This is a genomic window from Rufibacter sp. XAAS-G3-1, assembly GCF_013623775.1.
In the GTDB taxonomy this organism is placed as follows: Bacteria; Bacteroidota; Bacteroidia; order Cytophagales; family Hymenobacteraceae; genus Nibribacter.
Window position 1 is genome coordinate 1 of sequence record NZ_JABFAM010000015.1, and the last position, 25,329, is coordinate 25,329.

The 25,329-nt window shown below is 53.7% G+C and carries 18 protein-coding genes and 1 riboswitch; of the genes, 13 read left to right on the plus strand and 5 right to left on the minus strand.

Features of this window, described 5'->3' with window-relative positions; all coding sequences use genetic code 11:
* Positions 1–78: 78 nt before the first annotated feature.
* On the minus strand, positions 79–1,674 hold the full coding sequence (locus tag HHO50_RS16265) for an IS1182 family transposase (RefSeq protein WP_181307428.1): 1,596 nt from the start codon (positions 1,672–1,674) through the stop codon (positions 79–81).
* A 101-nt stretch (positions 1,675–1,775) separates the two neighbouring features.
* Between HHO50_RS16265 and HHO50_RS16270 the strand changes: the two genes are divergently transcribed.
* The 7 genes from HHO50_RS16270 (at position 1,776) to HHO50_RS16300 (ending at position 6,969) form a co-directional block, all read left to right on the plus strand.
* Complete coding sequence (locus HHO50_RS16270) at positions 1,776–2,081, plus strand: DUF433 domain-containing protein (protein WP_370457617.1); 306 nt, start codon at positions 1,776–1,778, stop codon at positions 2,079–2,081.
* Complete coding sequence (locus tag HHO50_RS16275; protein ID WP_181307430.1) at positions 2,078–2,431, plus strand: DUF5615 family PIN-like protein; 354 nt, start codon at positions 2,078–2,080, stop codon at positions 2,429–2,431. The genes HHO50_RS16270 and HHO50_RS16275 overlap by 4 nt, the downstream gene beginning before the upstream one ends.
* 439 nt (positions 2,432–2,870) lie before the next feature.
* Positions 2,871–2,968, plus strand: a riboswitch (TPP riboswitch).
* Between the two features lie 68 nt (positions 2,969–3,036).
* On the plus strand, positions 3,037–3,762 hold the full coding sequence (locus tag HHO50_RS16280; protein ID WP_181307432.1) for a class I SAM-dependent methyltransferase: 726 nt from the start codon (positions 3,037–3,039) through the stop codon (positions 3,760–3,762).
* Positions 3,759–4,811 (plus strand): AIR synthase family protein, encoded by a 1,053-nt coding sequence (locus HHO50_RS16285; protein WP_181307434.1) that lies wholly within the window; start codon positions 3,759–3,761, stop codon positions 4,809–4,811. Before HHO50_RS16280 ends, HHO50_RS16285 begins: the two co-directional genes overlap by 4 nt.
* Complete coding sequence (locus HHO50_RS16290; protein ID WP_181307436.1) at positions 4,808–5,449, plus strand: thiamine phosphate synthase; 642 nt, start codon at positions 4,808–4,810, stop codon at positions 5,447–5,449. The genes HHO50_RS16285 and HHO50_RS16290 overlap by 4 nt, the downstream gene beginning before the upstream one ends.
* Entirely contained in the window at positions 5,446–5,748 is a 303-nt protein-coding gene (locus HHO50_RS16295) for a Trm112 family protein (RefSeq protein WP_181307438.1), read from the plus strand. The genes HHO50_RS16290 and HHO50_RS16295 overlap by 4 nt, the downstream gene beginning before the upstream one ends.
* A 438-nt stretch (positions 5,749–6,186) precedes the next feature.
* A complete protein-coding gene (locus HHO50_RS16300) occupies positions 6,187–6,969 on the plus strand; it encodes a hypothetical protein (RefSeq protein ID WP_181307440.1) in 783 nt (260 codons plus the stop codon).
* A 979-nt stretch (positions 6,970–7,948) separates the two neighbouring features.
* On the opposite strand, the gene HHO50_RS16305 is transcribed toward HHO50_RS16300, so the two are convergent.
* Both HHO50_RS16305 and HHO50_RS16310 read right to left on the minus strand, forming a co-directional pair.
* Complete coding sequence (locus HHO50_RS16305) at positions 7,949–10,297, minus strand: BamA/TamA family outer membrane protein (protein ID WP_181307442.1); 2,349 nt, start codon at positions 10,295–10,297, stop codon at positions 7,949–7,951.
* Positions 10,297–15,318, minus strand: a complete 5,022-nt coding sequence (locus HHO50_RS16310) for a translocation/assembly module TamB (protein ID WP_181307451.1) — start codon at positions 15,316–15,318, stop codon at positions 10,297–10,299. Before HHO50_RS16310 ends, HHO50_RS16305 begins: the two co-directional genes overlap by 1 nt.
* Positions 15,319–15,551: 233 nt before the next feature.
* Here HHO50_RS16310 and HHO50_RS16315 point away from each other — a divergent pair, with 233 nt between their 5' ends.
* The gene (locus tag HHO50_RS16315; protein WP_181307453.1) at positions 15,552–16,430 is read left to right on the plus strand and encodes an ion transporter; all 879 of its coding nucleotides are present in this window, start codon (positions 15,552–15,554) and stop codon (positions 16,428–16,430) included.
* A gap of 900 nt (positions 16,431–17,330) precedes the next feature.
* On the opposite strand, the gene HHO50_RS16320 is transcribed toward HHO50_RS16315, so the two are convergent.
* On the minus strand, positions 17,331–17,891 hold the full coding sequence (locus HHO50_RS16320) for a lipocalin family protein (RefSeq protein WP_181307455.1): 561 nt from the start codon (positions 17,889–17,891) through the stop codon (positions 17,331–17,333).
* Between the two features lie 89 nt (positions 17,892–17,980).
* Positions 17,981–18,418 carry a GNAT family N-acetyltransferase gene (locus HHO50_RS16325; RefSeq protein WP_181307457.1) on the minus strand — a complete coding sequence of 146 codons (438 nt, stop codon included), beginning with the start codon at positions 18,416–18,418 and terminating at the stop codon, positions 17,981–17,983.
* A gap of 115 nt (positions 18,419–18,533) precedes the next feature.
* On the opposite strand from HHO50_RS16325, the gene HHO50_RS16330 reads away from it, so the two are divergent.
* The 5 genes from HHO50_RS16330 (at position 18,534) to HHO50_RS16350 (ending at position 25,219) form a co-directional block, all read left to right on the plus strand.
* Positions 18,534–19,025 (plus strand): YajQ family cyclic di-GMP-binding protein, encoded by a 492-nt coding sequence (locus tag HHO50_RS16330; RefSeq protein ID WP_181307459.1) that lies wholly within the window; start codon positions 18,534–18,536, stop codon positions 19,023–19,025.
* 123 nt (positions 19,026–19,148) lie between these two features.
* Complete coding sequence (locus HHO50_RS16335; protein WP_181307462.1) at positions 19,149–19,937, plus strand: TerC family protein; 789 nt, start codon at positions 19,149–19,151, stop codon at positions 19,935–19,937.
* A 703-nt stretch (positions 19,938–20,640) separates the two neighbouring features.
* A complete protein-coding gene (locus tag HHO50_RS16340; RefSeq protein WP_181307464.1) occupies positions 20,641–22,320 on the plus strand; it encodes a GMC oxidoreductase in 1,680 nt (559 codons plus the stop codon).
* 18 nt (positions 22,321–22,338) lie between these two features.
* Positions 22,339–23,805: a Gfo/Idh/MocA family protein gene (locus HHO50_RS16345; RefSeq protein ID WP_181307466.1), complete on the plus strand. Its 1,467-nt coding sequence runs from the start codon at positions 22,339–22,341 to the stop codon at positions 23,803–23,805.
* An 850-nt stretch (positions 23,806–24,655) separates the two neighbouring features.
* Positions 24,656–25,219, plus strand: coding sequence for a gluconate 2-dehydrogenase subunit 3 family protein (locus HHO50_RS16350; RefSeq protein ID WP_181307468.1), 564 nt, complete (start codon positions 24,656–24,658; stop codon positions 25,217–25,219).
* Positions 25,220–25,329: the final 110 nt, after the last annotated feature.

Genomic DNA, 25,329 nt, shown 5'->3' on the forward strand with positions numbered 1-25,329 from the left:
TCAACTCTATAGCTTTGTCCTTGTCAATAGAATTTGGCTTTTTATAATATTCCCAATTTGTCATAATTTAAATTGCAGCTAACTCTTGGCTAAAGGAGAGCTACAATAGTTGCTTCCTCCCTGGCTTGAAGAATTTTCTACCCCTTGCGCCAAAGAAGCCTTAAAAAAAGCCTGCTGGTCAGGCCTGGGCAGCGCCATAACACCTGTTTGGGCTCTTTTCCGGGTGAAGCGCATCAGTTTCTGCAGGTTGTAGGCCGCGGCGGCCAGCAGCATCCCCTTCTGGGCCTGTTGGATGCCCCTGGTGTTGATCTTCCTCATGCCCATGAAGTTGATGAGCGTGCCCAGCACGGGCTCCACCGTCGCCTGCCGGAGCCCTTTCATCTTTCGCCCATAGCGGCTTTTCAGGCGGGCGATCACCCGCTCGTACTCATCGCGGCAGTAGGTGATCCCCGCCTTCTTCTCGTGGCCCTTGCCGATGCAGCCCTCCCGCAGGGGGCAGCCCTTGCAGTCCCTGCGGGTGGTGAGGTAGACCTTCTTCTTGATGTTGCCCTTCGGCTCCACCTTGACCTTCCGGAACGTGGCTTTCTTTCCCTGCGGGCAGACCCAGCAGTCCCCTTCCTTGTCGTAGGTGAAGCCCTCCGGCGCTCCCTTGTAGGTGCCGTGCGGCGGGATGAAGGCCGTGATGCCTTCCTGCTCAAGCAAGGCGTAGTTCTCGCCCGAGGAGTAGCCCGCATCAGCCAAGACGGTGCCGCAGCCAAGATGCAGGCTTTGCAGTCTATGGGTGAGGCCCTCGAGCAGACGGGGCAGGCACTGGTTGTCCTTCCTGTCGGCCTGCACGTGGGTGATGGTGTGGCGTCCGGTGTCCACGGCCACCTGCGCCAGGTAGCAGAGCCTGCGGGCCTTGCCGGGCTTGACGGCGATGCGCGCGTCCGGGCCCACGGGGGAGTAGTGCGTCTTGTTGGAGGTGTACTTGCTGTTTTTGCTGCGGGCTCCGGTTCTGTAGTCCTGCTCCAGGCTCCACTTCCTGTTGCGGGCCTTGATCTCCAGCAGCTCATCGGAAGAGGCGGTAATCGTCTGCTGCTCCAGGGAGGCTTTGTTAAAAGCCGCTTTTCTGTCGCCGCGGCTGATGGCCCTGACCCGCTCCAGGTGTGCGTCCAAGTCCTGATGGGGTACCTTCAGCTCGAGCGAGCCCATGGAGGCGTTGGCCTTGACCAAGGCTGAGTCCACCGCCTGGGTGTGCCCCGCCACCATGCCCGCCTCCACGCATAGGGAGAGCACCCGGGTGAAGACCTCCTCGAAGGGAGACCCGGGCAGCAGCTGGCGGGTGCGCGAGACGGTGGAGTGCCAGGGCAAGGGCTCGCCAAGTTGGTAACCCAAAAAGTAGAGCAGGTCCAGCCTGAGGCCGCAGTGCTCGATGAGGCTGCGGTCGGAGACGATGTTCTCAAGGTAGCCCACCAGGCAGAGCCTGAAGAACACCGCCGGGTCGATGGACTGCTGGCCGCAGGTGCCATAGTAGGGACGGGTGAGAGCGTGGAGGAAGTGTAGGTCCAGCCGGTCTTTGAGCCTGCGGTAGAAGTTGTGCTCCGGCACGTGCGCCGAAAGCGAGAAGCGCAGTTCCCGCTCGTCGGCAAAGTGCTTCCTGCCCTGCATCGGTAAAAAGAGTTGGTGGAACATCCTTTTACGTGTATCTTCAGTCGGTTGTGCAACAAGCACACTGTGTAAAAGTCATCTCGGCCGACGGCCTCCGCCGTCGTTTAGCCAAGCCGTTGGGTGCAATGTTAAACAATCTTCACCAGAAGGGATTGTATCCGTATAAAAAGGATAAATTTGGAAAAGGAAAAACTACAATGGACGCATTAATCAATAGAATTACCTTAAACCCAGAAATCTGTCATGGGAAGCCTACCATCAGGAACATGCGCTACCCAGTAGAAATGATATTGGATTTGCTTTCCTCAGGGATGACCTTTAATGAAATAATGGAAGATTACCCTGCGATTGAGGAAGAAGACATCAAAGCATGCCTAGCCTTCGCCTCTAGGCTAACCAAAATCAAAGCGATACACAAAGTGGTTGCATGAAATTTATCGTAGACGCCCAGCTCCCAAACGGGATTGCATGGATATTGAACAACAGGGGTTTCGACGCGTTGCATACAGACAATCTTCCAGACCAAGAAAGAACGACCGACAATCAAATCAGGGAAATATCTATCAAAGAAAACAGGATTGTAGTCACAAAGGACTCTGATTTCCTTGATTCCCACTACATAAAAAATATACCGGAGAGGCTATTACTCATTTCAACTGGCAACATCAGTAACAAAGAACTTTACAATATTTTTGGAAATAATCTGCATCAGATAATTGATTTGTTTGCCACCTGTAACTTAGTTGAGATGGACAATACAGAAATAATCGGGCACGGTTAAAAAACACTCCACCCAACATTGTATAAAAATCATGCTACGGCCGACAGCCTCGCACGTTTTTTATACTAACCGTTACCCGCTGTTAAGAAAATAGAAGCTGGAGCCGCACAGTAAAACCCCACGGACATGCAGAAATCATGGACACCGTTTGCAAGCAGACGGATGTATCTGCCGGCGTTTTCGGGCTGGTTTTCTGTAAACAGGCCCAAAACGGAAAGAAAAAAACAAAGACCAGCCAGCAGCGAAAGAACAGTAGGGCGCAGAGAGAATTGATCGTCAGTCGGGCTCCATTTGGTAGACGCGCATCTTTCCTGTGGTCGGCGTTCCTGTCAACTTATTCTACATACTGGGTTTACAGCCATTGCAAGGCAGAACGGTTTCACGCAAACTTTTTTAAATAAAAGGGATGAATTGATAAAAATTCAGTAACTATGCTCCCTATAAATGCACGGGGTGCCCACGTGAAAACGTAGGCTGAGATGATACCCGACACCTGATTTGGATAATGCCAACGTAGGGATGCAGGATGAAAGGACTCCTTTGTATACTCCATTCCGTTGGTCTGCCCAATTGAATGGATTTTTTGTTTTACAACAATACGTACCATGGAGCTAGAGAAACACACCGCCGGATTACTCCCCCAAACGCAGCAGAACTGGCAGAACAGATCAGAATGGTTCTTTAACCGAGCCCATACAGACACATACGAGCAATGGTACGAAGGACGGTACAAACGAGCCGAAATCTGGCAGAAGAAAGTCATGGAACAACTGGTGTCCAAAGACACCCGGGTAAAAACCCTGCTGGAGTTTGGCTGCGGCACTACCCGTTTTACCAGATGGTGGAAAGAGATAGGCATAGAAGCCACCGGAGGCGACATTTCGCCCCTCATGCTGTCACAGGCCATTCATTTATTTGACGGTGATCTGGTCATGGCAGACTCCCACCACATGCCTTTTAAGGATAATACCTTTGATGCCCTGGCCTTTATCACCACGTTTGAATATTACAAAGACCCCGTGCAAGTGATCAGAGAGGCTGCGCGGGTAGCCCGGTACGGCATAGCCATGGGCATGATGAACCGAAACTCGCCCAAAGTGGCAAGAAGGCGGGTGCAGCAGTTATTCGGTAAAAATCCGTTCTATGTGACGGCCACTTTTTACACCCCGCAGAAACTCATGGAGATCATTCACCACGCTCTGGCCGGAAGGGAATATTCCATAGAATGGACGTGTACCGGCTTGCCGAAATGGTTTCCGGTGCAGCAGTGGAGTTTGCCCTACGGTGACTTCTTCGGGTTATATGTCACACTCCATGACGTAAAAAGATGAACGATACATCCGGTAAAATCAGCCAGGCGTCTTTTGAGCAGTTGGTGCTCTCAAAATGCGGTTCTAAACGAGAAGAGGTGCGCGTAGGGCCTCACTTTGGGGTAGACGTGTCCCTCATAGATTTACCCGGCCTAATGACCATGGCCGTGACCAGCGATCCCTTGTCCCTTATCCCCTCGTTGGGGCTGGAAGAGTCGGCCTGGCTTTCGGTTCATCTGATGGCCAATGACATGGCTACCACCGGTTTCGCCCCCATGTACGGGCAATTCGTGCTGAATCTTCCGGCAGTTCTCTCAAAGAATGACTTCAAACTCTATTGGGAGTACATTGATAAATTCTGCACCGAGATTGGGGTAGCTATTACCGGTGGGCACACGGGTTTTATGGAAGGGCAAAATTCCACAATCGCCGGGGGCGGAACCTTTATCACCGTGGCCCCCAAAGCCGAGGTACTGGTTTCTAAATACGCCCAGCCGGGCAACTCCATCTTGGTCACCAAAGAAGCGGCCCTCTCTTCCTCGGCCATTCTGGCCATGAGCTTTCCTGAAACCGTCAGAAACAAAATAGGCCCCGAGAATTACCAGAATGCCTGCCGCCTGTTCTATCAAACTTCCTCGCTCCAAGATGCGCTCACCGCGGTAGGCGGGAACCGGCCGGGTGCTGTCACGGCCATGCATGATGTCACGGAGGGCGGGCTGTTGGGAGCCATTTATGAACTGGCCTGGGCCTCGGGCAACGGGGCCGTCATTTATAATGAGCAACTCCCTATAGGCCACGTGCAGCAGGAAATTTGCAATCTGTTTTCCATAGATCCCCGCTATTCCATTGGGGCGGGTTCCATGATTATCTGTTGCCACAAAGGTACGGCCCCGTCTGTGATAGAGCGCTTACACCGTGAAAACATACCGTGTGTAGAGGTGGGTGAGATCAAGGAAAAGGACTTCGGCATAAAACTGGTTCAAAACGGGGTGGCGCAGGACTTGGTGTATCAGGCAGAAGACCCGTATTGGGCCGCTTTCTTCCAGGCGTACAAGGCAGGATGGAAATGATGGGTAAGCGGAAGATATCCTCGGGAATCTATCTGGTGGTGGATCCCTCCCTGGAGGAAAAGGTATTGCTGCGTAAGCTGGAGGTCATTCTGGAAGAACAGCTGGCGGCCCTGCAGATATGGGATAACTTTTATGCGGGCCAGCATGTCTATGGGCTTATCCAGAAAATAGTAGACCTGTGCCATGCCAAAGAAGTGCCGGTACTCATCAACAATAAGTGGGAGTTTCTTATGGACACAGCCCTGGACGGCGTGCATTTTGACGTTATTCCTGCTGATTTTGCGGCTATCCAGAAAGCCGTGAACCGGCCCTTCCTTACCGGCCTCACGTGCGGCAATGATGAGGCATTGGTAAAATGGGCGCAGGAAGAGCAGTTAGATTATATTTCTTTCTGCTCCGTTTTTCCTTCGGCAACCAGCACTAGCTGTGAACTGGTCACCTTTGAATCCATTGCCAGGGCGAAAAAGATAAGTTCTCTGCCCGTTTTTCTGGCGGGCGGAATCAAACCCGACAACCTACAGCAACTTGCCGGATTGGAGTACGAGGGAGTAGCGGTCATCTCCGGCATCATGAATTCTGAACACCCAAGTGCCGCCGTGCAAGAATACGTAAAAAGGTTACCTAAAAACAAAGCATGAAACTAGAAACCATTGAAAAGCTGTGCTGTCCTTTTGACAAAGCAGATATAGAACTAACCGTGATCACCCAGAGCCCCACCGGTACTATTCTGGAAGGGTTACTCGCCTGCAACACCTGTGCACGGGTGTATCCTATTGTAAAAGGCATCCCTATCATGAACCCAGACGAGTACCGTGAATACAAGCTGGAACAACCCTTACTGGACAAATGGAAACCTTTCCTCAAGGGCAGGCAGATTGAGAATTTCCGATTTCTTACCCCAGAAAAAGGCAATGAGCCGCTTGCCCTAACCTCCTAAACCGCATGTCCCGCTTCTGGCCTAGCACGCAGGTTGGCCAGCAGCGGGGCACACAGGTCAATGCTTAGTGCGGTAGGGCCCCTGGGGTTTCCCCGTAACAATCTCGCAATAGTAGCTTCCTGCAAATAAATGCCCCGTACCTACACCAGGCATCGTCAAATCAGCTAACTTCCCTGAAAACCATTTTCCTCCACTTCGCAAAGCAGTTCTACCGTCAGAAAAACGGAACCTGAATCGAGTTTCTGTTTGGAACAAAAAGCAATGTTTCCGCGGGTGCCTGTGTCTGTTCGTGTCCCCGTTTTAGGTCTGTTTTGGCGAAATTACGTCAAAAGCAGAGATAGCACACCTAAGCAGACGCTTGCGCAAGGAGCGAAGAAAGTACGAACTAGAAGCAAGTGCAGAAACCACGGGGTCCTTCCCTTCTAACCCTCTACAAGCATGGCAGAAGACGTTGAACAGTCAGGTCAACAGGAAAAGTCAGACCGAAGAAAAGAGGCCGGAAACGAGTTAGTATTTTCCTACTTAACCCTTAGAAACCTGATTGGGATAAGTGGGATGCTGCTGCCTTTTGTCTTGCTCACCACCACCAAAAGAGCCGCCAATGACAGGTGGGTAGAGCCTTCCATCAGCGACTACTATTATTCCAGCAATGGTGATGTGCTGGTGGTGATGCTAAGTGTACTGGGCGTATTTCTGATCACCTACCAGGGGTACAACTGGAAAGAAAATGCCCTGTCTACGCTAGCCGCCATAGGCGGACTAGGCGTTGCCTTTAGCCCCACCGCCACCCAGAGTGCCAACTCCCGCAGCATCCACACCAGCATGACCGAAGTGCCCACCCTCTGGGGCATGGAACGGCATTTCATCTTTGCGGCCGTGTTCTTTATTTCCCTGGCCATCATCTCCCTGAAATACTTCCCCCGCACAGATAAAGAATGCCTCAGGACAGCGCAAGGCAAGCTAACCCAGAAAGCGAAACGGAACCGGGTGCATCAACTCTGCGGATGGCTGATTATCATCTGTGTGGTGGTACTGGGTGCTTATATCGTCTTCAGGCCCATCTCCGCGCTTGCAGATGTTCCGGTTGTTTTTGTGCTGGAAACCATAGCCGTTGAGGCGTTCGGAGTCTCCTGGATCACCAAAGGCGAAACCCTGTGGCCAGACGGCGAGCATTACCTGAAAAAAGGCTACCGCAAAGCAAAAATGAAGCTGCACGGTTAGTGCCATTCTCCTGCAAGAATGATCCCTAAACAATAGTATGCGGACAAAATTAGTTTGACGTACTTTTCTTGTTGTCCTCCTGGAAGGATCTTGGTGGCGAACGGCACTAGCGCTCCATCACAGCTATTCTGGTTCGCCACCAAGATCCTTTCAGGAGGACAAATAGGATAACGTAATGCTGTCTCCAGACTTAGTTCAGTTCTCACGACCTACTGTTGGTGGTTCCCGGCAAGTCTGGAGACTCGCTTCATCCCATGGCACTAGACTTCAGTCTCGCGCCAGTTGGTTTTAAAACCTGTGAGGTCTTCAAGACCTCACAGGTCTTAGCGGTTCCAGCCTATTTTCCGCAACACCGCCTGCTCCAAAGGCCTCGGTAATGTGCGTAGCTCCTACGAGCGTCTGCGCCAATGCCGTTTCCAGCCTGTTTTCCTGAAAATGGCCCCTAAACGCTGGGGAGAATGTTTGTACCCCCAGAAAAACCAACGGGAGAAAGCAATGCGTGCCGGAGACAAGGCAGTGCCTGGTTTCTACGGGTTCCCATCATCACCGCTTCTGCTACTTTCCCCAGTTCCAGTCTTTCCCGAGCGCGCCTCGCTTTTGGCCTTGGATAAACTTTAGCGAAGAGAGACAAACGGCTCAGGCCGAAAGGGCAGTGCGAGAGGGGAAGACGGGGCCCCGCGGCCGTGAGCGCTTAGCGGAAGCTATGCAAAGAGCCGCACCTGCACCCACGCAAAGCGGATAAACCAAGGGAGCAGCAAACTGCGTGCACCCACGCAAAGCAGCCAAGCCAAGAAAACAGCAAAGGGCATGCACCTACCAATTCTCTCCAAAAGAAACCAGTTCCAGGCAGAGGCTACTGCGCAGAAAGAAACCAATAGGGTACTCTACAAAGCGCTCCAGCGCAAAAGAGAACTCCCGTTTTAGGCCTGTTTTCAGCAAAACAGACCAAAAACGGGAGTTCTCTTCGGGAGGGAAATTCTTAGAACGGATACCCGATGGCCAGGTTCAGCACCCCCGTCCCGAAGAGACCAGAGGTAGGTCTGTCCCCGTTAGGGTACGTAGGGTCACGGAGCGGATAGGCCAGATCGGCCCGTATCACGAAGAACTGCACATCTATTCTCACCCCGGCACCGGCCCCAACGGCCAGTTGGCTCATGAAGTTGCCGCTGAATTTTCCGCCGGGGCGGGTGGGGTCTTCGTTCACGAGCCAGATGTTACCGGCATCCACAAACAGGGCACCTTTCAGGTACGGATCTAGGAGCGGGAACCGGAACTCGGCGTTTCCTTCCAGGCGTATGTCGCCGGTCTGGTCAAAGTAAGAGAAGCTTTGCGATACCTCATTTCCGCCTTCCATCAAGACCGTTGGGTCATAGACGCCCGGGCCAAGGCTGCGGGCCGGAAACGCCCTGATGCTGTTAGGCCCGCCAATGCCGTATTGTTTGATGTACGGCAGTACGTTGGAGTTGCCGTACGGCAAGCCGTACCCGCCCAGCAAGCGAGTGGCGAGTACCAGTTTGTCTGTGATGTTGAAGTAATAGCGGGCTTCCAGGTCAAACTTGGCGTACTGCGAAAGCGCCTGCCCTCTGAACGTATTGGGGTTCTCCGGGTCTGCGGGGCGGCCGTTCTTGGCCCGGTAGAACAATCCCCACAGACCACCCGAGAAATCAAGCCCGGGGCTGATGTAGAATTGGTGCGTACGCCCTGCAATGCCCTGGGTATTGTACACCAGCCGGTAATTGCCGCCAATGATTAACTGCTGGTCAAAAGCCCGCGCCAGGAACGGACGTAATGCCAATTCCTCCTGAAAGGCCGGGGTAGGGTTGAGTAACCGCGAGTATTGTACCTGCACCGGGTTTATCTGGAGTTCTGTGGTGGCGTATTGCCGCCAAGAATAGCCGTACTCAAAGTTGAAGGAGTTCTGCTGAAAGAATTCCTGCCGATTGATGAACCGGAAGCCCAGTTTGAACCTGGTTCTGGGCTGGTACATGCTGCCGGAGATCCTAATGTTAAACGGCGAGATGATACGGGGTACGTGCAATTCGGCATCGGCACCCACTTCCATAGACGTAAGGCCAGAACGGGCACTGTCGCCATGGAGCTGCGATTCAAAAGAACCCACCAGGTTGACCATCAGCAGTTCGGCCCCGCGCAGGGCGTTGCGGTTGCGGAAACCAACCGTAAGGGCTGGGCCGGCATACCCGTTCGATTTCTGCACCGTCTGTACCTCTGCCCGCACAGATTTTTTCTTGGCTTGGGTCAACAGAATGTCAGCATTCAGACGTCCGTCTAAACCAATGGAGTCCAGGGGGGTGAACCGCACTTCGGCGAATTTGAAGGTGCCCAAATCCATGAGCCGGTTTATGGTTTGTAGGTGGCGCTTTCGGCTGTACAGGTCGCCATTTTCCACAAAGACCGCGTTCAGAATAGTTTTGGCCTTGAAGGTTTCTTCGTCTGGGTAATACTGGTAGTCTCTGAACTGCACGGGAGGCTCAGAATCGCCCAGGGTGTCACCTAGGGAGAAGTCGGTAAAGATGCGTACCTGTTGGTAACGGTACGGGATCAAAGCCTTCTGCGGAGCCGTGTCTTTTAAGCGCACGTAGATGTTGACCTTGTTGTTAAGGGTGCTGTCTACGTGGTAAATAAGGTAACCTTCGTCAAAGAAGAAGAAGCCCCTTTCTTTGAGAACCTCGTTTACGCGCAGGCGCTCGGCAATAAGCGTTTCCAGGTGATACGGGTCATTCACTTTGAGCAGGCTTTGGGGTTCGGTTTCCCTGATAGCCATGGATAGGCTGTCATTCCCCTGCGGGAACTGAATCTGCTGAATCGTGTACTGGCGGCCTACCGTGGCGCTGTAGTGCACCATTGCCATCTTGCGTTTGCTGGTGGTGTCAACGCTGTGCTCTACCGTAGGCGAGAAATACCCGTTGTTGTACAAGCGGTTCACCATCTGGCCCTGTACCCGCTCTGGGTGGGCATCGCTCAAAAGCACCGGCGGTTCGCCCAGGCGGGTTTTAATCCAGTTGGCAATGCCTTTGCGCTCCCGGTTGCCGCCCATGGCGTTGTAGATCCAGAGTTTAGGCCGCATGCCCAGAAAAGAAAGGTTAGGCTGCGGCCGGATGGCGGCGTTCAACTCAGGCTCCAGTGCCTTGGTGTCCGTCTCGGGGTAGGGGGAAGCGGCCTTGATGTCGCCGCCAATGTAGAGGTAATCGCCCTGGGGCACGCTCTTGGTGCTGCTGCAACCAGCCAGAATAGCCAGTAGCCCTACCAAAGGCAGGCCCCTTAGGAAGGAAGAAAGGGAGAAGGTCACGTGTCTTGAAAGGGGCATCATTATTTTGCTTTGCCAGTGTTTTTAAAGAGTTCTGCGAGGCTGTCATACTCGCGCACAAAAAGGAGAGAGAGGCCGGTACGTTGGAGCTGGCCGTCCAGGAAACCTTCATAGGCGTTCTGCCGGAAGGCGCGCAACCGCAATCTCCCGTCTTTGGTCAAGGAGTATTCCACAGACACATCACCCGCGAACCCACTGGTGCTACTTGCGCTGGATTGCTCCCGGCCCTCCAGCCCTATGTCCGTCCCGAACCGGATGGTCAGGCGTTCGTTCAGGAGTTGCCGCTGCATGGCCACGTTCAGATCCGTGCGGCTCTGGGCTTCGCCCGATGAGTAATCTTCATAGGTGTTCAGGCCCAGCTCCAGACCCAGGCCGCCCAGGTATTGACCGGTTAAGGCATTGAGTTGGTCAGAGAGTACTTTGCTGGCACTGCCCCGCAACGCACTGTTAATCCCGCCTCCGCCCGACGAAGCCAGTGGATCCTGAGCCATGAATCTTCCCAACACTAAAAGCGAGAAGACCTGTTTGGTGCGCTCAGATTCCTGCGTAGGTTGGCTCAACTGATCCAGGCGGGCATCTACCTCTTCTACCATGGCCCCACTCGCTTTCTCATCCAGCTCAATGTTGAAAGAGATCATGGGGTTCATGAGTTCTCCCTTCATGTTCAGGCGTACATCAAAAGGAAGCTTCTGGCGGTACTGGTTAGCCGAGCCCGCGTCCATACCCGATGTCTGGCTCTGAATCAGTTCCAGCGGGGCGGCATCTACGTTGTAGATGGCGGTGATGTTGACATCGGCGTTGTAGGGATCTCCAGTCCAGGCAATATAGCTTTCCGGGTCAAAGGTAAACTCGCGCTTCACCAGTTCATACAGGTTCATGGCGTAAAGGCCCTCGGTTACGTCAAACCGGCCAGATAAGGTAATGTTCTCGGTCACATCATAGCCTACGTTCAGGTTTGCTTCCCCTCTAATGGTCAAGTTGTCGCCCGACTCCGGATCTACAATCACCGTGATCGGCGTCTCGTCGGTCAGGTTTAGGGTCATGGCCATTTCAATGCCTTGTAGCTCGGCCTCCACGGTGTCTATGTCTTTCTGGCGGTTGATGCGGCGGTTGCGGGTACTGTCTACGTCCACAAAGATCACAATGCCCTCCCGGTTTACGCTCACCTCTTCCTGGGGCATGACATAGGTTAAGGTAGAGTTAGGCGCTACCGTTACGCTGGTATTGATGACGGGCACATTCAGGTCGCCGGTAATGCGGGTGTCGCTGTCCAGGAACACCCTGCCGTAGTACAGCGGGTTGTCGGCCGCGGTACTGTTCATGACCATGAAATCTTCGGTGGTAGCCCGCAGGTCAAATTGGTAATCCAGGAAGTTGGAGGTAAGGATGGCTCCGTTCACGGTGGCGCGGTTGTTCAGGGAATCCAGCATTTCAAACTCATTGAACTGAATGCCCTGGTTGTTGATGCTGAGGCGCTCATCCGCCACCCGGAAGGTAGAGTTGAGCATGGCCACGTTAAAAGTCGCATCCCTAAACTGCAGGTCGCCCACCATGCTTGGGGCATCTACCGTACCTCTAATGGCCACCGATCCTAAAAGGTTACCGCCCATGTTTTTCACCATGCCTGCGGTGAAAGGTTGAAGGCTGGCTAGGTTCAACTGCCCCATATCCAGGTCAAAAGAAATGGGTTGCCCTTCGGTGGTGAGGTAATAGCCCGCTAGCGTGACATTGTTGCCGTAGCCAGTGAGGCGGGCCGTCATGTTGTAGCGGCTGGCGCTGGGGTTGCTGGCTTGCAGGGTTAGATCACCCACCGGGAAGGTTTGGTATTCTAAACCCGTAAGACCCATGTCTGCGGTAAAGCTCATATTACCGGCAATGTCATTCACGATGGCTTGCCCGTTGAGAATACCGCCCACCAAACTGTCCTGATCCAGGAAGGCCCGAGACAGGTAACCGATGTCCAGGTCAGTGATGTTGACGTTGAGCGGGGAGTTGGGGTTCTGCGGATTCTGGCTCTGCAACCCCAAAGACATAGGCCCGTTGGACAGACGCAAAGCATCGGCCACCACCGCCCCAGAGGTAGTGTAGTAACGCACGTAGTTGTTCGCAGAGACTTCCCAGCGGTCACGGTTAAGGAGCAGGTCTGGGTCAAAGCGCACCTCAAGCGCGTTTCTCAGCTGCGACAGGCGCATCCCCAAAGAAGTCTGGTCTTCGCCGGCTTCGTTCTGGATGGCGGCCCGGGTGGCTACAATGTTGTCCTGCACATTACCTGTCAGTACAATGTTCTCAATCTGTAGGGTATCTTGCCGCGCCCGCTCCGCCCGTACCGCGTAGTTCAACTGGTCTGGGGTAGAATTCATTTCCAGGTTAAGCGAGTCTAACCTTATGTTGGTGTACCGCAGGCGGGGCACATCGGCTACTATTTGCAGGTTAGCGGTTTGGCTGTTGTACCCGCCATACAAGGTATCTAGTTTCACTCGTTTAAGGCCAGGCACAAAGGCTTGGAACACGCGGGGTTTGTGCAAGGCCATTCCGAAGGTGAACTGACGGGCGACAGTGCTTGGTCTGTAGGCACCCTCGCCCAGGTCATAGTAGCGGCTGATGTGGTTCATCAGTTCAGGGCCAATGTCCCCTAAGCCAATGTTCCCGTTCAGGTGGGCCGTAATCACGTCAGACAGTACCCGTAACTCTGTCCTTCTGGGCTGTTGCACCACGTAAACGGCTAATGAGTCAAACTTAAGCGGACGGTTGTTGCTGGTAAGCGCGGTATTGCGGGCAATGATGGAGCCGTTGAGGCTGTTGGCATCGCCGCCGCGTAAATCTGCGATGATATCGCCGCGTAACCGAAGGTCTTCAGAATACAGTTTCAAGGCTTGGAAATCTACCGCTCTCAGATTCGCGTTCAGGGCGATGGCGGGTTGGCTGCCCCGCAGGTTCACGGTGCCGTTCAGGGCGAAATCCAGGTTTTCATCTTTGGTGCTGTTGGCTTTGATGGCGTAACGGTTGCGGTTGGCGTCCACGTCAAAGTTGAGGTCATGGTAGTTGTAGCCGCCGTACTCAAAGCCCTGCACGGTGCCGTCAATCTTGGCGACCATGGTCTCCGGGGTAAGGCCGGTGCCGTTGATGTTGGCTACCAAGGAAGCCCGGCCCAAGGTTTTATCGTTCATCAGGCGGCCCAGGTCAAAGCGCATGAGCCGCACGTTTCCTTTGATACGTTCCTGGCCCGCGGTGCGGCCCGGCGTCATGTCAATGTTGGCAATGGCGTTCCCGAAGGTGGTTCTGATGGTGGCGTCTACGTCAAAGGCGGTCATGGTGCCGCTGAACGAGCCCACCAAATCCATGGAAGGCGGCAGGGTGATGTTAGCCGGTAGTGTACCCGCCGGAAGCAGGGAGTTTACGTCGGCCGCGGTGGTATGGAAACGGTTGATCTGGATATTGGCGGCCAGATTATCGGGGTTAGGTAAGCCTCTGATGCGACCGTTCAAGGCCAGTTGGGTGTTGCGCCAGCCGCTTACGCGCACGTTGCTCAAGAGCAGATTGTCCATACGGCCATTGATGACCCCGCTCAGGTTCACCCTTTGGTTCAGGTTTCCGGCCAAAGGAGGCTGGTTTGCCAAGGCAGGCTGGAGCAAGGCAATGTCTCCGAAACCAATGTGCGTGTTCTGCAAATCGGCGGAAAGGGTGAGTTGGCTCAGGTCATCGGCGGCGGTTTCCAGCGAGGGGTAGCCCACCTTGATGCGGCGGGCGATGCGGCTGTGTCCCGTTTCCAGCACCAAATCTGATAATTCGGTCTGAACCGAGTCAAACAGAATACCGGCCGTGAATTGCCTTACCTCAAAGCCGCTTTTCTCCTGGAAGGTGAGCTGCTCCAGTTGGGCGGTAGTGCGGTTGGTGCTGTAGTAAAGGTCGTTGAGTTGGATGTTCAGGTTGCGGGCCAGCAGGTGGTTGTAGTCCATGCCGCGGGCCTGCTTGGGCGCGTCATAGTTGTCAAAGGCGGCGTCTACCTCGGTCACGTTCAGTTTGTCCAGCGTGAACACCCAGTTCACGGGCTCGCCGGTGGTTTTGGAAACGGACTCCTCAATGGCCTCCAGAGCCTCGGCGGGATTCACGACGCGGTACTCGGCGGGCATCTCGGCGTTCTGCGAGTAGGCGAGGGTACTGTTGTGCAGTTCCAGGTTGCTCAGGTCTACGCGCGAGTTGATGAGGTCAATGTTATCCGAGGCCATCCGGGCTTGCCCGAGGTTCACGTCTATGTATTGCTTGGCCACGCCGTTGCGGTACTTCAGCTTCACCCTGTCCAACGCCACGGTCTTAAGACCGAACTGCATGGTCAGGGGTTCAGATTCGCCTTCGGGCGGAACTTTGGTCTGCACCATGTCTACGTAGGTATCGCGCAGCGAAATGTCGCCTATGCGGTAGATTTCCTTCGTGAGATCCAGTTCATCCATCTCCACGTTAAGGTTTCCTATGCGGGTGCGCACGTTCTGGCCGTTCACCTCGTCGCGGTACGTGAGGAAGATGTTCTTGAAAGTAAGGGTGCCTATGTCATAGACAAAGCCGGCACTGGTGGTGTCCTGGGCAACGGTGGTGTCTGCGGGCGTGGCGAAGGCGGCCAGAATGTAATCAAAGTTGGAGACGCTGTCGGGCAGGGTGCGGTAGATGTGCGCGGTGGCATTCTCCAGTTCCAGCGACTTGAGGGCCACTTTTGACTGGAGGATGCCCAGAATGTCAAGGTTGGCGGCCAGCCGCTCAGAGTACCAGAGGGTATCGCCTTTCTGGTCTTCCAGGTACACGTCTTCCAACAGGATATCCTTCCGGAAATCGCTGCGGAACTTGCCTATGCGCACCTCGGTGCCTATTTTGTTCTGCAGGTAATTCTCGGCCTTGCTGGCGGCAAAGTCCTGCACTTTGGGGATCTGCAGTGCCACCAACAGGAGCACTACCAATACCAACACTGCGCCAATAATCCATAGGAGCACGGCCAGTGTCTTAAGCGTGTATTTCTTAACAGTATGCGTAGACAAAATGTATAAGGTAGCAATTTGAGGAGATGTTCCTTGTACTCCAGATATATAGCTGTGGTTACATATTGTCTTGCTAAAGAATTGGATTAAACCTGTTTTTGGGGCTTTTTTGAAAAATAAAGGCTAAAACACCACGCTTTTCAAGTTCCTGCCAGAAAGGAAATTGCCGCGGCAGCTTATGAGAGGCCACCCTTACCCTGCGCTTGCGTATGTTTTAGAAAAAGAACTTTTTGATGAGTGATACGCCTACCCCTCCAACGCGCCCCGCTGATACGGCTTTAAACCACGAGCGCCGACAACTCCTCCGCCGGCTACAGCATGCCTTGGAAGGCCCCATGATTTTCCTGGGCTTTGTCTGGCTGGTGCTGCTGGTGATAGAGTTGATCTGGGGACTGGGTGCTGTGCTGCAGTTGGTGAACTACGCCATCTGGGTCATTTTTATCCTGGACTTTGCCCTCCGGTTCACCCTGGCCCCAGAGAAGCTGGACTTTCTGAAGGCCAATTGGTTAACCGCTATTTCGCTGGTGGTGCCGGCCCTGCGGGTTTTCCGGATTACGCGTTTCGTGCGGGTGTTCAGAACCGTGCGGGCGGTGCGCGGCATCCGGCTGGTGCGGGTGTTGAGTTCCCTGAACCGGGGCATGAAAAGCCTGGGCGCGACCATGGGCCGACGCGGCTTCGGGTACATGCTGGCGCTTTCATTGGCGGTACTGTTCTCCGGCGCTGCCGGAATGTACGCCTTTGAAAACGAGGTAACCGGCGGCATTTCCTCCTATGGCGAAGCGCTCTGGTGGACGGCCATGATCCTGATTTCACTAGGCAGTGAGTACTGGCCCAAAACCCCCGAAGGCCGGGCACTTTGCTTTGTACTGGCACTCTATGGTTTTGCCGTGTTTGGGTATTTCACGGCGTTGCTGGCCAGTTTCTTTTTAGACCGAGATGCCGCCAGCGACACCTCTGAGGTAGCCGGGGCGGCGCAGATTGAACAGTTGCATCTGGAGGTAAGGCAACTACGGCAGGAATTACAGGCAGTGTTGGCGTTGCGGCAGAATGATCTTGGAGTTGGGCCAGAGAAGCCGGGGGCTGATAAGGGCAATAAAGGTGGAGAAGGGTAGGGTTTTGGCACAGACGCCCGTAGGTCTTCCAGATGCTGCGAGGTCTTTTGAGTTGGCGATACTTTGTGAGTGCCAGCAATGTGTGTGCTCGGCAGGTGTAAACATCCCCCTTCGCCCCCTTCAAAGGGAGTATCTGCTAACGTAGGGGTAACGTGTTCCAAAGGAGATTTAGGGAAAACAGGCTTGAAACGGAATTGGCAGAGACACTCACAAACTTGGTAGACGCTACGAGGTCACGGTATTGCGGAGCGAAACAGAACCCACCCCTGCCCCTCCGAGGAGGGGAATACGCCTTTGCGGTAGAATACAGATAATGCAACTACTACCCAATCACCTAAAGTATCTTCCATCACTAGTTAGCTGCCTCCTGGCGCAAGCGTCCGCTCGTGTCCGCACGCATTGCTGATCTTTTGCATGCGTAAGGATTTGATCTGATTGGGCACTTTTTAATTTTATTTTTTGAAACGCTGTTTTCAGTATATTTTTAAGAAAAGAGGCTGGAAACAGGTTTTTCTAAAACAGAGGTTCAGGAATGCGTGCGGACACAAGCAGACGCTTGCGCCAGAAAACCAAGGGAAGCAGGTAAACGCAAGTTGGCATAACCGCTACTACCTTTGCTACTTCCCCAGTTCCCGTCTTCCCCGAGCGCGCCTCGCTTTTGGCCATAGATAGACACCCACTAAGAGAGACAGACTTACCGGGCCGAAAGGGCAGTGCGAGAGGGGAAGACGGGGCCTCGCGGCCGTGAGCGCACGGAGGGCAGCTATGCAACAGTCAAGTATAAGGGCCTCGCATCAACCCGCCGCCACGCCAGCAATGGCAAACGAAGTGTACCATAAAACTGTACCACCGTAAACCTATGAATCTCCAACTCAGAACTCAAGACTCAGAACTTAAAACTCAAAACCCCGTTTGCCTTTCCCCACAACTCTGATCCGTTCTAACCAACCGGCGGGTGTCAAATCCTAGTTCTTGGGCTTTTTGGGATAACCGGGCGTAAACGGTGGGAGCCAACTGCGGAGAACGGGCCAGAATCCAGAGGAAGTCACGGTCTGGGGAGCCTACCAAGGCGTGGGAGTAATCTGCGGCCAAATCCAGAATCCAGTAATCGCCCCGGAACGGCCAAAAGAACTGCACCCGCAGTTTGGCGTTGTGGCTGCCTTCTACGGGAAAGGCTTTGCCCAGAGCGCCGTCATCTTTGCCGTTGGCGCTGCCTTTGCGGCAGGAGTTGCGCACTTCCACATAGCCCTCTTTGGGGACGTACTCAGCGGTGGTACAGTGGCAGCCCTTCTCAAAACGGTTGGGAATAAGGGCAATCTCGTACCATTTTCCGGCATAACGCCGCAGATCCACGGAGGCAACGGTGGGCAAAGGCGCGGGATTGGGCTGCAAGGCCAGGTACACCGCACCTAAGACCAGCAAACCAACACCTATTCCGGCAAAGACAAGGGATTTTTTCATGACAGCAAGCGATAAAAGTACGTCCCGTTTCTGGCCCGTTTACGCAAAAACAGCCCGAAAACGGAACAATGGCTTTTACCAAGGGCTGTTTAGTAAAGGGGTTTCCGCATCTGGTAATGCTGCACCTCCCCAAAGAGCAGGTGCGAAGGGAACTCTTCGGTAAACCCGTTCCGCTTGTAAAAGTTTCGGGCGTACTCACGGGCCTGTACAATGAGGTCTTTCGCGCCCAGGCGGCGGGCTTCCTCTTCCACGGCCTGCAACAGACGGCGGCCTACCTGCTTGTTCTGGTATTTGGGCCCCACGGCCAGAAACCGGAGCTGGGCTTCGGTGTCAGATTCCAGGTGTACGCGGCACCCGCCCATGATTTCACCGGTATTCTCGTCAATGGCCATTAAGTGCGTGGCCTGGGGGTCATCTTCCATGCGCTCGCTGCCTACCGGCTGGTGCCAGGGCTTGCGCAACATTTCATAACGTAAACGGTAATACTGCTCAAACTCGTGAAAGCTGGAGGGCTGAATAATTTGCATGACTGCGTTTTTAAGCTCTTTTCCGTAAAATTTTGCTAAACTAGTAACTTTGTACGGCTTCCGGCAATAAAACTATTCAATTACATTTCATTTTATTTCATTTAAAACTTCTGTTATGCCCTCATTTGACATTGTGAGCAAAGTAGACCCGCAAACGCTGGAAAACGCCATAAACACCGTGAAAAAGGAAATCCAGACCCGCTTTGATTTCAGAGACACCAAAGGGAGCGTGGAGCTGGACAAGAAAACCAACCTGGTGCACATCGTCACCGAGAACGACATGCGCCTGCGCCAGATTGAAGACATTATCCTGAGCAAGATTGTGAAGCAGCAGATAGACGCCACCGCCCTTGACTTCAGCAACGAGGCCACGCCCAGCGGGCCCATGATCAAGAAAGACGTGAAGGTGCGGGCCGGCCTGGACAAGGAAGACGGCAAGAAAATAGTGAAGCTCATCAAGGACAGCAAACTCAAGGTGACGCCCGCCATCATGGACGACCAGGTGCGCGTGACCGCCAAGAAGATTGATGACCTGCAAGACGTGATCGCGCTGCTGCGCCGGTCAGAACTGGGCATTCCGCTGCAGTTCGTGAACATGAAGTCCTAGGTGTTGGGCTTCCGTAGCGCCACCAAAAAGGAAGGCTGTTCTGGTTGGTTTAACCCAGCCGGGCAGACTGCGTTTAAATCCCTAACTTGCCGCGTATAACCCATTACCTGACCCAATAAAACTATGTTTGACGTATTCTCCAACCCAGATGTCTGGCTAAGTCTCCTCACCCTTACCTTCATGGAGGTGGTGTTGGGGATTGACAATATTGTGTTCATCTCCATTGTGGTCTCACGGCTGCCCAAAGACCAGCAGGGCAAAGGCCGCACCATTGGCCTCATTCTGGCCCTGGTGTTCCGGATTATTCTGTTGATGTTCATCAGTTCCATCGTGAACGCCAACCAACCGCTGTTCACCGTAGAACCGTTCTGGATGGATGAGCCTTTTGCGGTGTCTTGGCGCGACATTATCCTCTTTGGCGGTGGTATGTTCCTGCTGGCCAAAAGTACCACCGAGATCCACAACAAGCTGGAAGGCGAGGAAGAGGAGCACGGGGTAGCCGGAGGCACCACCACCATGGGCAAGATCCTCGTTCAGATCATCCTGGTAGACATCGTTTTCTCGTTTGACTCCATCCTGACGGCCGTGGGCATGGTAGACCACCTTATTGTGATGGTGATCGCCGTGATTCTGTCCATGGGCATCATGCTGGCCTTCGCCAAGGTGATCAGCGACTTCGTGAACAACCACCCCACCGTGAAAATGCTGGCGCTGTCCTTCCTTATCCTTATTGGGGTAATGCTGATAGTGGAGGCCTTCCACGGCGAGATCCCGAAAGGCTACATCTACTTCGCCATGTTCTTCTCTTTGCTGGTGGAGTTCCTGAACATGAAGCTCCGCAAGAAAGTGGAGCCGGTGCAATTGCGCCAAAGCGAGATCAAAACAGAAGATATCACGGCGCAAGGGCGGTAAGTCCTTGATTTCATAAAAAGAAGCCCCAAAAGCAGAAGCGGCAACCCTATCTTGGGTTGCCGCTTTTGCTTTTGGGGCTTCTTTTGCGAAAACGGGCTGTAAACGGCATTGGTGCAGGCACGCGTAGGAGCTGCGCGCACTACGAGGTCTTTGCAGTAGGCGGCATCGCGGAGGCAGGCAGCCGGAAAGTACTGGCGCGAGACTCCCGTCTTGTGACCTGGGATGAAGCGAGTCTCCAGACTCGCCGGGAACCTCCGGCGGCATTTTGCAGATGATTCCCTAAGAGGAGGCTCTCAGAAGAAGCCAGCGGTTAGGCAGATGCTCTCCCGCTCAAGTAAACCAATAGGGGTATAACTTCTGCCGTGCCGCCCACTCAAAAGACCTTTTGGTGCCCGACGGTTCTACGCCTGGCTACGGCGGCCGTTTTAAGGCTGCTTTCAGCAAAACAGGCCCAAAACGGCTTTTGGCAGAGTGGCCGCCCTTGTTCTATAGAGTGCTTGCTCCTTCCCTGATTTTCAATTTTTTAGGTAGTTACACCCAGTTGCTTGCTTTTGCAGATTTTAAATTTTATTATTAAAAGGCGATATCGTTACTACTATGTTAAGCGGAACTGTAGTAATGACTTGTGTTTTGTGATTACTTTATCTTTATTCCAACGCATAGACCTAAACCCTTACTGCCTACTAAGCAAACAACCTTCTTTATGGCTAATAATACCTACGATGCCATTGTCATTGGATCTGGAATTTCTGGCGGCTGGGCAGCCAAAGAACTCACCGAAAAAGGACTGAAAACCATTCTGCTGGAGCGGGGCCGAAACATAGAGCACGTCAAAGACTACGTGAACGCCAACAAACACCCGTGGGAACTGCCGCACCGCGGTGGCCGCACGCAGGAGATGATTGAGAATTACCCGGTGCTCAAGCGCGATTATGTGCTCAGTGAAGACACCCTGGGCTACTGGGTAAACGAAAAAGAAAGCCCTTATGTAGAAAGCAAGCGCTTTGACTGGTACCGGGGCTACCACGTGGGAGGCCGCTCCCTTATGTGGGGCCGCCAAAGCTACCGCCTCAGTGACCTTGACTTTGAGGCCAACGCCAAAGAAGGCATCGCCGTGGACTGGCCCATCCGCTACAAAGATATAGCGCCCTGGTACAGCTACGTGGAGAAGTTCGCGGGCATCAGCGGGGCCAAAGACAACATCCCGCATTTGCCAGACGGCGACTTTCTGCCACCCATGGAGCTGAACTGCGTAGAGAAAGACGTAGCCGCCCGCCTCAAGTCGCATTACAACGGCAACCGGCACCTGATCATCGGCCGTACGGCCAACCTGACCACCGGCCACCACAACCGCACCAACTGCCAGTACCGCAACAAGTGCCGCTTGGGCTGTCCGTTTGGGGCCTACTTCAGCACGCAATCTTCTACGTTGCCCGCCGCCATGGCCACGGGGAACCTCACGCTGCGGCCGCACTCCATCGTGACCAAGATCCTGTATGACAAAGACACCAAGAAAGCCAAAGGCGTGGAGGTGCTGGACGCCGAAACGAACCAGACCTATGAGTACCTGGCCAAAGTGGTGTTCCTGAACGCGTCTACCCTCAACTCGGCGTGGGTGCTCATGAACTCCGCGACGGATGTGTGGGAAGGCGGTTTAGGCAGCAGCAGCGGGGAGTTAGGGCACAACCTCATGGACCACCACTTTAGAACCGGGGCCAGGGGCGAGGTGGAAGGCTACGAAGACAAATACTATTACGGCCGTCGGCCGAACGGCATCTACATCCCCCGGTTCCGGAACGTGAACGGCGACAAGCGCGACTACATCCGGGGTTTCGGGTACCAGGGCAGTGCCAGCCGCACCGGTTGGGGCCGCGAGATTGCGGAAATGGGCATTGGCGCAGATCTGAAAGAAGCCATGACCGAGCCCGGTGCCTGGACTATGGGCATCAATGCCTTCGGGGAGATGCTGCCGTACCACGAAAATATGGTGCGGCTGGACAAGAACAAGAAAGACAAATGGGGCCTGCCGGTGCTGGACATTTCCTGCGAGATAAAGGAAAACGAGCACAAAATGCGCAAAGACATGGCCAATGACGCCAAGGAGATGCTGGAGATAGCCGGCCTCAAGAACGTGTCTACCTTTGACTCTGGGTACGCCATGGGCCAGGGAATCCATGAAATGGGCACCGCCCGCATGGGAAGAGACCCTAAATCCTCGGTACTGAACCAGTACAACCAGGTGTGGGACGCCCCCAACGTGTACGTGACCGACGGTGCCGCCATGACCTCGGCGGGCTGCCAGAACCCGTCGCTCACCTACATGGCCCTCACTGCCCGGGCCGTAGACCATGCCGTAAGCGAACTGAAAAAAATGAATATCTAATTTCCCTCCAGAACCATCATGGCCGAAGAAGAAAAAAAATCTACCCCACAAGACAACTCCAGAAGACAGTTTCTGAAAACCGGGGCCCTGGCCGCCGCCGGGTTTATGATTGTGCCCCGCTATGTGTTGGGCGGCAAAGGCTACACCGCGCCAAGTGACCGGCTACGGATAGCCGCCGTGGGCGTAGGCGGAAAAGGCGAAAGCGACATCAAAAGCTTCTATGACAGCGGCAAAGCCGATATTGCGTTTCTCTGCGACGTAGACGATGCCCGCGCCGCCAACTCGCGGCAACGGTTCCCCAAGGCCAAGTACTACAAAGACTGGCGCGAGATGTTTGACAAGGAAGCCAAGAACTTTGACGCCGTCTCGGTCTCTACGCCAGACCATAACCACGCCGTCACCACCATGGCCGCCATGCAACTGGGCAAGCACGTCTACGTGCAGAAGCCGCTCACGCATGACATCTACGAGGCCCGCATGCTCACCGATGCCGCCAAACGCTATAAAGTAGTCACGCAGATGGGCAACCAGGGCGCCTCCGGCGATGGCGTGCGGCAACTGCGTGAGTGGTATGATTCAGGGGCCATTGGCCAGGTACACACCATCTACAGCTGGACTAACCGGCCGGTTTGGCCCCAGGGTATTCAATGGCCCGCCACCAAGGCAGACGTACCCCAGGGCCTGGACTGGGATCTTTGGTTAGGCACCGCCCCCTACAAAGAGTACGTGAACAAGCTGGTGCCTTTCAACTGGCGCGGCTGGTGGGACTACGGCACCGGTGCCCTGGGCGACATGGGCTGCCATTTGATTGAAGCGCCGTTCAGAGTACTGGATTTAACCTACGCCACTGATGTGCAGGCCAGCGTGGGCAGCGTGTACGTAGACGAGTTCAAACGCGGATACTTCCCAGAAAGCTGCCCCCCGTCCAGCCACGTGACCCTGACTTTCCCTAAAACAGATAAAACCAAAGGCCCGGTGACCCTTCACTGGATGGATGGCGGTATTCAGCCCGTGCGCCCCGAGGAGCTGGGCCCGAATGAAGTATTTGGCGATGGCGGCAACGGAACGCTCTTCGTGGGTACCAAAGGCAAGATGATGTGCAGCACCTACGGGGCAGACCCGCGTCTGCTGCCCACTTCCCGCACCCATCACGTAAAACCGAAACACCAGTTAGCCAGAGTACCCGGCGGAGCCAACGGACATTATGCCCAATGGGTGGAGGCCTGTCTAGCGGGTTACGGCAAAATGGAGGTAAGCTCTCCGTTTGAAATAGCGGGCCCGCTCACTGAGGCCTTGCTCATGGCCAACCTTGCCATCAGGGGCATAGACGTGCGTAAGCCTAAAGCAGGCGGAGATGGGTTTGACTATCCTGGCCGTGGGGTAAAGCTACTCTGGGACAACGACAACATGCGCGTCACCAACTTTGACGAGGTAAACCAGTTTGTGAAACGCGATTACCGCGCCGGGTGGACGTTGGGTGCCTGATGGACGTGTGCTTGTTAGCTGATAGGTGTGAGGTATGATAGTCGGGTATATCTTATGGGGACAGGATAACGGTTCTGACATGTTCAGCGACAGCGACACACTTATGGAAGTGAGAAAGTGTTCCAAATGCGGATTTCGCGTGGATTATAGGCAAATGAACAACCTGTTTAGAATCAAAAGAAAAGCATACCACCTTTCCTTCACCTATGATAACATTGCCATATCATCTTTGAGGTTTAAGGAGTTTTGCAACAGGAATAACTACAGAAATGTCCTATTCAAAGAACGAGAAAGAAGCCCTGGATTCTACCAATTACTTATACAAGACAGCACGATTCCGTTTAGCGCTCGATTGATAGAAGACTATTGCCATGCATGTGGACAATATAGAACTGTAGTTGGACCTAAGGCAGACACAGAAGCATTTGAACTACCTCTAGTAGATGGCTCCTATCAATCTGACTTGTTGTTTGGCGGTAGAATGGGAAAACATGATAATCCATTGACACCCGTTTTTATAGTCTCACCAGTCACTAAGGGCAAATTGCACTGTGAAGGATTTAGGAATCTGATTTTTGAACCGATAGAAAAGTAAAGAACAATCCCACAATAAAGCTAAAAAGCATTAAGAGCTTGTTTAAATTTCATCTTTGCGCTACAAACGACCATAAAAAGAACCTGCGTTCTCCTTTTTCTCGCACCGTAGCGCTGCTACGCTGCTCAAAAAACGCTTCCGCAGAACCTTTCTCTGGTCATTTTCGCCTGCAAACCTCAAATGTAAACAAGCTCTAAACGCTTTTTAGCCCAACCCTTGAGAAATTAAAACAGAAGTTCATAGAGCCTTTTACATATGAATAGACGAGAAGCGATTTCCGCTATTGGATGGATCATGGGCGGTACCATGATTGGTGCCGAGTTCCTGGTTTCCTGCACCAATAGTTCTCCCAAAGTCAATAAGCTGTTTGACCAGGATCAGGTAACTTTTTTAGACGAGGTAGGGGAGACCATTATTCCCACCACCAGCACGCCCGGCGCGAAAGCCGCCAAGATTGGTGCGTTCATGGCCGTTATGGTGCAGGACTGCTACACCCCCGAAGACCAGAAAATATTCCTAAAGGGCATCTCCCAATTAGACAAGGCCAGCAAGCAGAAGTTTGACAAGACGTTCCTGGAAGCCACTGCCCAGCAGCGCACCCAACTGCTGAACCAACTGGACACCGAGCAGAAGAACCACCAAAAAAACAAAGAAAAGGAAGCCCCTAACCATTACTTCCGGATGATGAAGGAGTTGACGCTGTTGGGGTACTTCACCTCAGAGGTGGGGGCCACCCAAGCATTGCGCTACCTTCCGGTGCCGGGCCGCTATGACGCCTGTATTCCCTATAAAAAAGGAGACAAAGCCTGGGCTACCTAAGAACCTGGTTAGAGTTTTTCATAAACAGGCTCTTAAAGCAATTCCTCTGGGGCAAGCGTGGGCTTATGCCGCCGTTTTCAGGCTACTTTTATGAAAACAAGCCCAAAACA